General features: G+C 39.0%; 15 protein-coding genes. 10 read left to right on the top strand and 5 right to left on the bottom strand.

The window, feature by feature from the left end; all coding sequences use genetic code 11:
* Positions 1 to 39 precede the first annotated feature (39 nt).
* A complete protein-coding gene (locus HQN86_RS20805) occupies positions 40 to 192 on the top strand; it encodes a hypothetical protein (RefSeq protein ID WP_216854471.1) in 153 nt (50 codons plus the stop codon).
* Positions 193 to 238: 46 nt separating this feature from the next.
* Here the strand turns inward: HQN86_RS20805 and HQN86_RS20800 are convergent, their stop codons facing one another.
* From HQN86_RS20800 to HQN86_RS20790, 3 genes are all read right to left on the bottom strand, one after another.
* Positions 239 to 586: a hypothetical protein gene (locus HQN86_RS20800; protein WP_172662810.1), complete on the bottom strand. Its 348-nt coding sequence runs from the start codon at positions 584 to 586 to the stop codon at positions 239 to 241.
* Positions 586 to 927, bottom strand: coding sequence for an immunity protein YezG family protein (locus HQN86_RS20795; protein WP_172662809.1), 342 nt, complete (start codon positions 925 to 927; stop codon positions 586 to 588). Before HQN86_RS20795 ends, HQN86_RS20800 begins: the two co-directional genes overlap by 1 nt.
* A 184-nt stretch (positions 928 to 1,111) precedes the next feature.
* The gene (locus HQN86_RS20790) at positions 1,112 to 1,630 is read right to left on the bottom strand and encodes a hypothetical protein (protein WP_172662808.1); all 519 of its coding nucleotides are present in this window, start codon (positions 1,628 to 1,630) and stop codon (positions 1,112 to 1,114) included.
* 253 nt (positions 1,631 to 1,883) lie between these two features.
* On the opposite strand from HQN86_RS20790, the gene HQN86_RS20785 reads away from it, so the two are divergent.
* Positions 1,884 to 3,332: a rhomboid family intramembrane serine protease gene (locus HQN86_RS20785; RefSeq protein WP_172662807.1), complete on the top strand. Its 1,449-nt coding sequence runs from the start codon at positions 1,884 to 1,886 to the stop codon at positions 3,330 to 3,332.
* Between the two features lie 34 nt (positions 3,333 to 3,366).
* Here HQN86_RS20785 and HQN86_RS20780 read toward each other — a convergent pair whose 3' ends face one another.
* A complete protein-coding gene (locus tag HQN86_RS20780; protein WP_172662806.1) occupies positions 3,367 to 3,831 on the bottom strand; it encodes a hypothetical protein in 465 nt (154 codons plus the stop codon).
* 167 nt (positions 3,832 to 3,998) lie between these two features.
* Here HQN86_RS20780 and HQN86_RS20775 point away from each other — a divergent pair, with 167 nt between their 5' ends.
* From HQN86_RS20775 to HQN86_RS20750, 6 genes are all read left to right on the top strand, one after another.
* Positions 3,999 to 4,352, top strand: a complete 354-nt coding sequence (locus tag HQN86_RS20775; RefSeq protein WP_172662805.1) for a hypothetical protein — start codon at positions 3,999 to 4,001, stop codon at positions 4,350 to 4,352.
* A gap of 201 nt (positions 4,353 to 4,553) precedes the next feature.
* Positions 4,554 to 4,844 (top strand): hypothetical protein, encoded by a 291-nt coding sequence (locus tag HQN86_RS20770; protein WP_172662804.1) that lies wholly within the window; start codon positions 4,554 to 4,556, stop codon positions 4,842 to 4,844.
* A 231-nt stretch (positions 4,845 to 5,075) separates the two neighbouring features.
* Positions 5,076 to 5,750 (top strand): hypothetical protein, encoded by a 675-nt coding sequence (locus HQN86_RS20765; RefSeq protein ID WP_172662803.1) that lies wholly within the window; start codon positions 5,076 to 5,078, stop codon positions 5,748 to 5,750.
* A gap of 87 nt (positions 5,751 to 5,837) precedes the next feature.
* Positions 5,838 to 6,131, top strand: a complete 294-nt coding sequence (locus HQN86_RS20760; protein ID WP_172662802.1) for a hypothetical protein — start codon at positions 5,838 to 5,840, stop codon at positions 6,129 to 6,131.
* A gap of 346 nt (positions 6,132 to 6,477) precedes the next feature.
* Entirely contained in the window at positions 6,478 to 6,765 is a 288-nt protein-coding gene (locus HQN86_RS20755) for a hypothetical protein (protein WP_172662801.1), read from the top strand.
* A 65-nt stretch (positions 6,766 to 6,830) separates the two neighbouring features.
* Positions 6,831 to 7,535: a sensor histidine kinase gene (locus HQN86_RS20750; RefSeq protein ID WP_172662800.1), complete on the top strand. Its 705-nt coding sequence runs from the start codon at positions 6,831 to 6,833 to the stop codon at positions 7,533 to 7,535.
* Between the two features lie 236 nt (positions 7,536 to 7,771).
* On the opposite strand, the gene mnmE is transcribed toward HQN86_RS20750, so the two are convergent.
* A complete protein-coding gene (gene mnmE / locus HQN86_RS20745; protein ID WP_172662799.1) occupies positions 7,772 to 9,142 on the bottom strand; it encodes a tRNA uridine-5-carboxymethylaminomethyl(34) synthesis GTPase MnmE in 1,371 nt (456 codons plus the stop codon).
* 88 nt (positions 9,143 to 9,230) lie between these two features.
* On the opposite strand from mnmE, the gene HQN86_RS20740 reads away from it, so the two are divergent.
* Entirely contained in the window at positions 9,231 to 10,349 is a 1,119-nt protein-coding gene (locus tag HQN86_RS20740) for an AI-2E family transporter (protein ID WP_172662798.1), read from the top strand.
* Between the two features lie 41 nt (positions 10,350 to 10,390).
* Positions 10,391 to 12,160: a CotH kinase family protein gene (locus tag HQN86_RS20735; RefSeq protein WP_172662797.1), complete on the top strand. Its 1,770-nt coding sequence runs from the start codon at positions 10,391 to 10,393 to the stop codon at positions 12,158 to 12,160.
* The last annotated feature ends 53 nt before the right edge of the window (positions 12,161 to 12,213 follow it).

The following is a 12,213-nucleotide window of genomic DNA, read 5'->3' as shown; positions in this document are numbered from 1 at the left end:
TCGGAAATATAACCTAGCTTTATGCATCAACCCATTGATATGAGAGCTGGAATTTTTATTGATAATTCGGGTAATCCCGGTACTAAGACTGAAAACAGATATGACTCTACGGACAGGAAAAGTTGGTATGCGCTGTTGTTATTTGCAAAAAATGGAAAAGAATTGCCGGTGTTTTTTATACCATTTCAGTAGTTGCTAACGCTATTGGCAACCAAACAAAACATGCAACCACGTGAAATCATGACTTTGCTAAACGTTCGATTTCATCGTGCAGATCCTGATCCCAAATAAATTCAATATTGAATTTACCATCTGGTGTTAATGAAAAGATAGCCCTGTTCCATTTATTATTGCCACCACTCGTTGTTACGCTGTGTAATTCCCTGAGCCAATTTCTGACATCCCGTGGAATTTTTCTGACAGAAAGATCAATTGTTGTGTTATTAACCTGATAGTCGCCTGTATAAGCGACAACTCCATTTGCGACAACTTCAATATCTAATTTTGCCTCTGCCCAATTAGCATCCTCGATAGCATTTGAAATGCTTTGTGCTATGTTTAAATAAATTTCGTCTATGGTCATCATCAATCTTTTGCTAAACGTTCGACTTCGTCCTGAAAATCCTGATCCCATATAAACTCCATATCGAATTTGCCCTCAGAAGATAATTCATAAACTGCCCCGTTCCACTTGCTACCGTTACCTTCTGTCGTGATTTGGTGGAGCTCCAGGATGTCGAATGTCAATTGGAAATCAAACTCCTCGACATCCAATTGCTTTTCATGGCCTTTTGCATCATAATAAACACCGGTGTTGCTGACCATGCCGTCCAGCACCTCCAGTCGTAGGACCGCATTTTGCCAATCCTCTTTAATAACGCCGCTTATGTTTTTTGCAATGCTTTGGTAAATTTCATCTACTGTCATAATTTGTTGCTTTACTTAGCATTAAAGTTTATCCTAAATTCCTGATCCTGATAGATTCCATATCAAATTTGTCATCTTGGTGTCTATGCCTATCCAAGATGTTAAATGACTCCAGCAAGAGCACTATGAGGCAATTTAGTGATTATTTATCTAACTGTAATGTCCTAGAGATGCTAAAAACAGGCTACTTTCTAGACTTAAGATACTCCGAAATATCAAAAATCCAATCTCCACCTTTGTCAAATAAAAAAGAAACGATACCTAAAATCACCAAGTAGGAAATCAACCTTTTAAAGAATAATCTATATCGGTTTTCATCTTTTATGAACTCAAAATTTAATAGCAGAAATAATAGTCCGGCTATAACCCCGGATGGAATGCCTCCCCAAACCGCCACTACAGGTGAGAGCCATCCCGCTGGATATAAGAAAAACCAAACGATAAAACTGAATAAGGCACTGCAGATTAGAAAAAGTAATCCTTTATAAAAATGCTTTCCCATTAAGCCAAACATTAATGTAAACATGGCTACAGTCAGGGATAAAAAAGTAAATTTCAGATCTGTTATGTAGTTTGTTCGATTGTACTCGAATGGGAAAATGAAGCATAAGCAGATGGTTAAAATAACCACGCCAGCAATTAAGATTGGCTTTCTGGCTTTAATTCCCTCGTTCATGCTATTTCTTCGTATATTTTCTTTCAAACTCTTGTCTAAGATAGACTTCTTTTCTCCGTTTTTATGTGAAACATATCACCTTCAATAGAAATAAATATGAGAGCGCTCCCACTGTTCTGCCCGGACTAGCAGCTGGTCAGCCTTGGTGGCTATGCCCCAAAAAATTATTATATTTCGCCCAACGTATAATATGCAGGACTTTAATACCTGTCATGATACCTTTGATCAAACAACCGGGGAGTTATTTTGAACTGGCCGGCAGAAAAACTACCACCGAAATATGAAAATTGAGCAACACTTATCTAAGAATGAGCTGACTGACAAGCAATTTTTGGTGATTGCATTTGAAACGGTTAAATATCTCGGTTGGCGCATCAGATTTATCTCAGATGCCGGTGTCATTGCTTACACCGATAATGGCGAGCATTCCTGGAACGGAGAAATCACTGTTAAATTAAACGAGTCTGGTGCCATGGTGCAATGTGTCACCATATCCAATCTGCTGAATGACTACGGACGCAGCGAAGCCGCGGTACATGCATTTATTTTCTCATTTGAAAAGTTGAAATCAGAGATCAGCGAAGATGAAGTGCGTGAAAAATATAAAATCTATAAAAAAGATTTTGTTCCCGCTTACGAAGATACTTTAAAGCCTGATATCAGACCGAAATTTCATTTTTTCGGCGGGTTGCTATCCTTTTTTAAACCGGCAAAAGGCTATTTCTTTACCCCTATTCTAATTGTACTCAATATTTTAATCTACCTCATCATGGTATGTTCGGGTGTAGCTGTATTCGAACCTGATGCTGCCAGCATGACCACATGGGGAGCGAACGCAACCATTTATACGCTCGGGGGTCAGTGGTGGAGATTAATTACGAGCTGCTTTATTCACTTCGGTTTCATCCACTTGCTACTAAATACGTACGCGCTTGCTTTTGTAGGGTTATTTTTAGAACCGTTTCTGGGAAGGGTAAAATTCATCACAGCATACCTCCTGGCCGGCATTTTTGCAAGTGTGATCAGCCTTTGGTGGCATGACAATACTGTGAGTGCTGGCGCCTCAGGCGCTATCTTCGGATTATATGGGGTATTCCTTGCGCTGTTAAGCACAAATCACATCGAGAGTTCCATGCGTAAAGGTTTGCTAACAAACATCGGCCTATTTGTAGTTTACAATTTAGTATTCGGCAGTTTCAAAGGCGGAATAGATAACGCAGCACACCTGGGGGGACTACTTGCCGGCCTGATGATCGGATACGCTTATTACCCGGCTTTGCAGAAACCAGGTGAAGTCTTGTTAAAATGGCTTACACCGATATTGTCGGTAACTGTTGTCATGCTTGTTTCAGCGGTAATTTACGTTAACCTAGCCAATAGTGACAAGGTCACCTATCAGAAGCAGATCCAGGAATTTTATAAAATCGATACCGATGCATTAAAAGTACTAAGGGGACAGGAAAACAATACGGGGGAAGAACTAGTTCGGGCACTGCAACACGGAAAATCAGCATGGAGCAATGGTATTGAATTGATCACCGAATTGGATAAAATGAACCTCTCTAACCGGTTACACCTGCGTAACCAAACGCTCATCAAATATTGCAGACTAAGAATAAAAACTTGTGAACTAATCGCTCAGAACCCGGAGCAAGGAATAAATAGCTATTCACCACAAATGCAACAGATTAATACGCGAATAGGGAAAGTCCTTGACGATCTGAAATAAGACTAAGGGTATAAATAGACCAAGCAGCCAATTATCAATCGATATAATCGTTTCCATGAAGCCTTTTTCTTGCCTCTAATGAGTAATAACAAAATATAAGGCCTCCGATATCCACACCATTCTTTTTGCTCTTGTCTTCAATCCAGTAATCAATATCATCAAGACTTGAATCTTCTTTAAAGTCTTTCAATAGTTCTTCCGGTCTCAATTCTACATTTGACGAAAGGACAATAATGCCACTCTCCTCAAGGTGTTTTATTTTTTCAACGATTTCATCACCTACAAAACAAGTAAAATAAGTTTTGTCGTAGCTTCTGGCCACAAGTGCGGATCTGCCTCCATTTGTTTGCAATTCAAGCCAAGCATCCGTCCCCATAATATACCACAATGCATCGCCTGCATCCATGGCATAATCTTGCAATTCTGCAAGTTCATCATTCAAAATTGCGATGATAAGATTTTCTCCTATGGCAATGCAAAAAGGTTGTTTTCTTTCCATGATTATAAAATATTGCTGAGTAATTATTACCGAATTTGGTTAATTATAAAGTATTTTCGCAATCCGGCGTGTATACAGACAATTTCTACAAAAATGGAGAATTAATTAGCGAGGAAGAGTTTTTGAAATACAAAACCATAGATTAATTCATATAGTTGTACAATAGCATGAAAATAACGCGCACCTTATTTTTTTCTCTGGCATTCCTCCTGTTTTCCTGTGGAGCAAAGCATGATGAGAAGCAGCTTAGTGCAACGGAAACCCTTCATTCAGTTAAACAAAACAAGATAGATTCGATTCCCGCTAAAATAACTGAGCTTGAAGAATTGGCCGCTGGTATGTCCGCTTCCAGAGAAAGCTATTTAAATGATGGAAGTACAGGGGCTGAAGAAAGATTCATTAAAGCCCTTGGAGAGGCATTAAAGCAGCCAGGTAGCTTTCAGAACGATTTTGCCAGCCTTAAGCAGTACGAAATTAACGTAATAACTGCCGATGACCATAAACTTAGGCTGTTTTACTGACTTTCTCCTTATTCCGGAACGATGTGGCATGTGCAGAATATTGTTCAGTACCAGGGTAAAAATAACATCGTAACTACGGTTTTATTTAATGATCTCTAAGAGGATAAAGGTGATGAAGGAAGCCCCACACCGTTTTTTGAACATGTATATAGCTTAAATATCTCACCTCAAAAGACTTATTTGCTTACAGGGCATGGGCAAATGAGCGGTACAGAGTCTTATAGCGTAAGCCACGCTTTAGTGATCAATCACTCCAAATTTAGCATCGACAAACCGCTGTTTAAATTGGCGAGAGCACTCAAAACCCAATTGTTTGCCTCCGCCATAGTTAAAGAGGATCGGGATAAAGAGAAACTTAGGGCGCAAATGGCTATGATTTACAATCCTCAGGATAAAACCATCAGTTATCCGGAGGTTAACGAAACTAAAAACGAATCTGTTTTCAGTGGAAAAAGAAATATGCTAACCTTTCGGGATGGAATGTTCAGGTAACAAGCAGTCTTCTGCCCATTTAAAACTTATCAAAGGGTGGTAAATATTCGGGCCACTCAGCGGTGACATGAATTTGCAATGGTCTTGTGACTATATTATAGAATAGATAAATAATGGCTAAATTGTCGACGATGTCTTCTGTTTCATGATGAACCAAACGGGCATTAACAATTAATGTATTTAAAATCTTTACAGGAACGAAATAAAAATAACAGACATAACCCTATTGAAATGATAAAACAATACCGATTGTTACTTTTAGCGCTTTTGCTGATAGGTTGTAAAAAGGAACCCGCTATAGAACTGGAAGACTTTAACCTGAACAGCAAGGTATCAACGTTTGTATCGGACAAAAACAAGTACAAAACTTATACTAATTATTATCAAATAAAATCTGAAATAATTGGCGCGGACACTGTTTCAGATGGCGAATTAATAGGAAGCGAGCAACCCATAAGAATTGACTATAAACAGCAAATGTTTTCCTACGAAGATGTCATTGCAAGATTCGGTGATTTTGAATTTAATGCCATCAATTTTGCCACAACGGTAACCGGGAAACTGATGGTTTTCAACGCGGTTGCTGGGAAGATCTCTTTGAAAGAAACTCAAAGCTTTGTGCAGCTATTTAATGACAAATATGGGAAGGCAGCTAAAACTAAGGGTGAGTTCATTAAACCATTTGATATTTATACCTGGCAATTAAAAGACAGGATCATTAAATATTGTGTGGTAAGTGAAGATGATAGCAATGCTTTGAAAGTTGGTACTGATAAGAACCAGCACACCGTAAAACAGGGAAAGAAGGAAACTTATCTTAAAGCATTTATATATATTATCAAGAAGGAATATGCAGACCAGGTAATTGGCCAAATGAGTAGTGGCGACCTACTGTATTGCGATTAAAAACTGTTGCCTGGTGTCAACTGAAGAGCTCTACACCCTAATGGGTGAGTTCAGGCAAACAGCAATAATCTACTAAAGAACAATCAGATGGCAACCTATATCAATTCCTTTATCCTTTTCATGGTCCTGTTAGCGTTAAATGGAACCTGCCCGGCACAGTCGTCTAAACCCAAACAGACGGAAAGGCATTATGAAGGCTTATGGGTGGATAAAAAAACGACCAGGCATTTGGAGATATCGTTTAAAGACGGTTATGCAACAATTATAGACTGGACAAGCAAGTTCCAAAAGCTGGAAAGCGGTGATAGCTATAAGGCATTCCTCAAAAATGGGAAAACTCATCATGCCCGAAGACAGAGAACATCAAGCAGCCTAGAGTGAAATCATAGCAAAAGATCAAAGACTGATCTACCTGACCAAATCGATTAGAGCAGGAAAAGCATCCACTTGAGGTAGACAGAGCTTTACCAGAGCGCGCAGATAAAACAAGCTGTGTTCCCAGCGGTCTGATCAAACCCGCAATGAAGCTTCAGCGCAAGCCAAAAAACCCTGCCTAAAATGTAGGATCCGTCAAGCTGGCAATTTATCTCCATATCATGATACTCTTGTTTTGCTTCACATACCATGATTACCACATCATCAGGATAGAAGTACTATACCCGGCTCTTCTTTAAAACCAAAAACCCCAAGGTCGCTCAAAAAGCGGAGTTCTGTTTAAAAAAAAGCATTGACTGCCAGCAAGCAGGTTGGGGATCGGGATAATTTAGGCTATTTTTCTGCAGAGCTAGCACTACTGCAGGAAAATAATGGTCAATATCAGGACGCACTTCAGAACTACAAAAGATCCAGACAGATTACCGATTCGCTGTACTCACAGGAAAGCAAAAACAAAATTGCATCACTGGAGGCACAATATGCTTTTCGGAAAAAAGAAGAAACCTACAAACAACAGCAGCAACTCTCAAAACTGCAAATGAGACAGCTTACCTCTCTGGCGCATTGGCCATCCTACTGATCAGTTCAGTTTTACTCTATTTGCTGAACCGTTCCCGGATCAGGCACCTGCGCTTAAAAAATGAAATGCAGCGAAAAAAGGCAGAACAGCAGAACAAAGAACTGATCAATCAGAATAAACTATCAGAAAGTGAATTAAAAGCAATCAGGGCGCAGATGAACCCACATTTCATATTTAATGTACTGAATTCAATTGAATCCTATATCGTTGAAAACGATTCAAAAACTGCCGGCAGCCTGGTACAAAAGTTTGCCGCACTGAGCAGGCTGATCTTAGAGAACTCTACCCAGAGCATGGTTTCGGCCGACAGGGAATGGAAAGCACTCCGGTTGTATGCCGAACTGGAAGTGATGCGTTTCAACAAGCAATTTAGCTGTTCATTTTATACAGAGCCTTCTATTGATCTTTCCAGGTTACTCCTACCTCCCATGCTGGTACAGCCACTAATTGAAAATGCCATACATCATGGTATGCGGAATTCAACAGCCGAAAATAATGCCATCACAGTAAGCCTGGAACAAACCGAAAATACCCTGCTTTTTACTGTTTCAGACAATGGGATCGGCATGGTTGAAGCCAAAAAAATCAAAACTTTCTCAGCTATCAAAGGCCAATCCATCGGTATCGCCTCCATAAAAGAACGGATTGAAATCTTTAATGTCATGAACCATGAACACCCAGCCCAGTTCGAACTTCGCAATAAACAAAGTAATGAAGGGATGGGAACTATTGCAAAACTGACACTTCCTAAAGTTTTCAGAGAGATCTGAAAGCTCGATAATAGGCCGTGATTTCAGATTCAAATAACCCCATTTTCAATAACTTCAATATTTAATCTGACTTGTGTCCAACTGTTACTCCCAATCGCTTTTGAAATGCTTTGGACTTTGACAATCCTCTTTAATTATGCCGGTAATGTTTTTTGCAATGTTTAGTCACATAACTTATAAACAATAAGCCATATACTTGTCATTACTTAGCGTAATTATGCAGTAATTATCATCGATTATTTGCCGATACAAAACTTACTGAATATGTTCTCAAGCAAATCATCGGTAGTAACCTGACCGGTTATCTCTCCTAAATAATGTAATGCTTGTTTAATATCCATTGCTAAAAAGTCAGAAGTAACTGGATTATCCAAACCATTGGCTACACTATTTAACGCTGCGTGAGTTTTCTGTAATGCCTCTACGTGCCTGATATTGGTGACCATGGTATGGTTATCTGAGAGCTTATCTCCTACTGCAGTATCATAAAGTAATTGTTTCAGTTCCTCAATCTGTTGATTCTCTTTAGCCGAGATGGCAATAAACTGGATATCTGAAGGAAGATTAAGCTCCTTTAAGCGGTCGCTATAAGAAAGATCCATTTTATTAGCAACAGCTAAAAAAGGTATGCCAGGTTTATGTAAGCGGGCAATATCATCATGAATTTCGGTGGCCGAGGTATTAACCACATCAAACAAATATACTAACAATGCCGACTGACTAATCTTTTGCATGGTTTTTTCAACCCCGATAGCCTCAATAGTATCAGTGGCTTCACGGATACCAGCAGTATCGATCAATCTAAAGTTGATGCCGTTGATATTTAAAAGCTCCTCAATAGTGTCACGAGTTGTTCCGGCTATCTCACTAACAATTGCTCTGTCTTCATTTAAAAGTGCATTTAGTAGGGTCGATTTACCTGCATTTGGCCTGCCCGCTATTACTGTGTTAATTCCCTGCTTTATAACATTCCCAAGCTCAAAAGAGCGGATTAGTTTATTTAATACAATAGTAATTTTGGCAATCAGTTCCTGCAATTGATCTCTATTAGCAAACTCAACGTCTTCCTCAGCAAAATCAAGCTCAAGTTCAATCATAGAAGCAAAGTGAATCAATTGTTCGCGCAATACATTAAGTTCAGTACTAAAACCACCTCTTAGTTGATTCATAGCTACCTGATGAGCAGCAGCTGAATCTGAAGAAATTAAATCAGCGACAGCTTCAGCCTGAGATAAATCCAGTCCTCCATTTAAAAATGCCCTTAAAGTAAATTCACCAGGTTTTGCCGCACTGGCACCTTTCTTTATCAAAAGCGTGATAATCTGCTGAATGATATAATTAGAACCATGACAAGATATTTCGACAACGTTTTCCTTTGTATATGATTTTGGAGCAACAAATAAACTCACTAGAACCTCATCTATAACTGCATTTCCATCTTTAATTAAACCAAAGTGTATGGTGTGAGATTCCTGATCCAGCAAATTTTTACCACTAAAAACCGAGTTTGTAATAGCTATTGAATCTTTGCCTGAAAGACGTATAACACCTATTGCGCCCACTCCTGGCGGTGTAGATAAAGCAACTATGGTTTCGTTTGTGATCATTTGTTCTGTGTATGTATAGATTTGCAAAACTAGCCAAACATTTCATACCTTTCAGTGTTACTCATTGAAAAATCTAAATACTTTACCTATGACAGACATGCCTCTTACCGTAAAACGATCAATCGAATTATTGGGTCTGGTTTTATTAGTAGCGATCTTAGTAGTCGGCAACAACATTATTATGCCGGTAATTATGGCTTTTTTCATCAGCATTGTCGTGCTGCCAATTTATCGTTTTCTTATTAGAAGAAAACTTCCTGAAGCGGTTGCCATTATTCTCCCTATTTTATTGCTGGTGATCCTGATCGGTCTTATTGTATGGTTTTTCTCTTCCCAGATAGGTATTCTAGTAGATGATTTTCCGCAGATCAAGAACAATGTAAACATACACCTGAAGTCTTTAAGTAATTGGATAAGTAACATTAGTCATATCTCTACAACAGAGCAGCTTAAGTTTATTACCGAAAAAAGTGACGATCTTTTGGGGATGGCCGGTAAGGCGGCAAGCGGGGCTGCAGTTACTTTAAGCTCTGTATTCGTTTTTGTTGGCCTGTTACCTATTTATATTTACTTGATGCTGTTCTACAAAGATATTTTACTTCGTTTTATATTTATGTGGTTTAAGCCAGAACACCATCCAAAGGTAAAAGAGGCTATTTTTGAGACAGAAGTAATCATCAAAAGTTACCTGGTGGGCCTGTTAATCCAGGTCAGCTATATGACGATCTTATTGGGTGGCATTCTGTTTTTCGTGGGAATTAAGCATGCATTGCTTATCGGGGTGATCTTTGCCATCCTGAATTTAATCCCTTATGTTGGCGCGTTGGTAGGTAATATTATTGGTGTTCTGTTAACGCTTACATCGTCTACCGAACTGTGGCCGGTGCTTACTGTACTGATTGTGATTGCAATAGTTCAGTTTTTGGACAACAATATACTGATGCCTAGAATTGTAGGGTCAAAAGTGAAGATAAATGCTTTGTTTGCTATCTTAGGTGTAATCATTGGTGGAAGCATTGCCGGTGTATCGGGGATGTTTCTTTCTCTTCCGGTTATTGCAGTATTGAAGGTCATTTTCGACCGGACTGTGATGTTTAAACAATGGGGTGTATTATTGGGAGATGAACGTCCGGCCAAGAGTCCGATGAGTTTCGCCAGCTTCAGGAAAAAGAAAACGATAACGGTTAAGGCAGGAACAGAAAAATAAAAGTATTATTGTGTAATATTTTTATTGATAGGGATAAACAAATGAACCACTTAACCAAAAAAGTAGTGTTGCTTTTTCTTGTGCTGGGTATTGCAGCAGGTTGTAAAAAAAAGGATATTCCGCTTAGCGCCGCTAAGGAAATAACGACATTTAAAATTGAAGTAATCTATAACCCTGGTGCCATTAAAATAGATATTGGCAGTGAAATAAGCGAGAACAGCATTGTACTTAGTGTTACAAAGGGCTTGAATATAAGCAGCCTTAAGGCAACATTTACGACCACGGGAAAAAGTGTAAGCGTAAACGGGAAGGCACAGCAGTCAAATATTTCAGTACAGGACTTCTCAAAACCTGTAAAATACTTGGTTACCGCAGAAGATGGCTCTGAGAAGACCTATTCGGTGACTATTAAGGAAGTCGATGATATCGGTCTTATACTCAAGACTTTTTCGTTTTTAAAGGCAAACAATCCAGATCTTTCCAGTGACGTTAACTTTAATATAGTCAGTAGTAAGGTTAGTGCCAGTTTAAAGTATCAAAAAAGGAAACTAATCGCCACATTTTCGACTGAGGCTATTCTAGTAAGTATAGATGGCGTAAAGCAGGAAAGTGGTAAAACAATTGTCGACTTCAGTCAGCCGGTAAAATATACCTTGACCTCTAAGTACGGTACAAACGCGGAATACCTGATCACAGTAGACTGGGAAGCCTCCGTTCCCCATATTTACATTGAAACTTTTGGTAATGCTCCGATTGTATCCAAAGAGGACTATTTGCAAGCAACAATAAAAATTGAAGGTCTTGGTGGATTTGAGGACTATTCAGGAACCACCAAAATAAAAGGTCGGGGGAATTCTACATGGGGATTTCCGAAAAAACCATATCGTTTAAAGCTGGATAAGAAAGCCGCATTGCTAGGTTTGGCTGAAGAAAAAGATTGGGTACTTCTGGCAAACTACTTGGATCCGACCTTGATGTTCAATGCAGTGGCAATGAAAACGGGACAGCTACTAGAGATGCCTTACACCAATAATATTATTCCCGTAGAGCTGACCATAAACAATACGTATATGGGAAGTTATGCATTTACAGAGCAGGTAGCCGTTGGAAAAAACCGGGTAAATATTGAAGATGGTGGCACCCTATTAGAGCTAGATACCTATTATGATGAGCCATGGAAATTCAAATCAACCAATTATAACCTGCCGGTAATGGTCAAATATCCTGAGCTCAGTTCAGAGAGCGGAGTTTCAGTGCTAAAAAATGAATTTCAAGTCATGGAGAATGCAATCGCTTCTTCAACATTTCCAGGTAATAATTATACCGACTACTTAGATATCAATTCACTTGTCAATTTGTTTATCGTCTGTAACTTGACAGATAATGAAGAACTCAACCATCCAAAAAGCCTTTATATATACAAACCGAAAGGTGGAAAGTACAGCTTCGGACCTTTATGGGACTTTGACTGGGCCTTTGGATTTGAAGGCACAGGTACACACTTTGAGAAATACGATAATGCACTTTTATGGAACTCTTCTTCGGTTGGCACCGTGTTTTTTAAGCGACTGCTAAGCGATCCGAAGGTAAAAATACTGTTTAAGCAAAAATGGATTGCCTTTAAGTCAGTAAAAATGCCAGAACTGATGACCTATCTAAATAAATATGCAACTACCATTGAGGCTTCTAAGAAGCGAGATTTTGCCAAATGGGGAACTGGCAGTGGAGACTTTACCACAGACTACCAGAAGATGAGAGCCTGGATGATCAAACGTGCGGGCTATATAGACAGCTTTGTAGCCAATTTTTAACATAACACGCTCAATACTGATTTAGTAATGAGCGTGTTATGTTAAAACAAATC

Origin of the sequence: Pedobacter panaciterrae (assembly GCF_013204795.1) — a bacterium.
Lineage (GTDB): Bacteria > Bacteroidota > Bacteroidia > Sphingobacteriales > Sphingobacteriaceae > Pedobacter > Pedobacter panaciterrae.
This window is presented reverse-complemented; position numbering and strand designations above follow the sequence as displayed.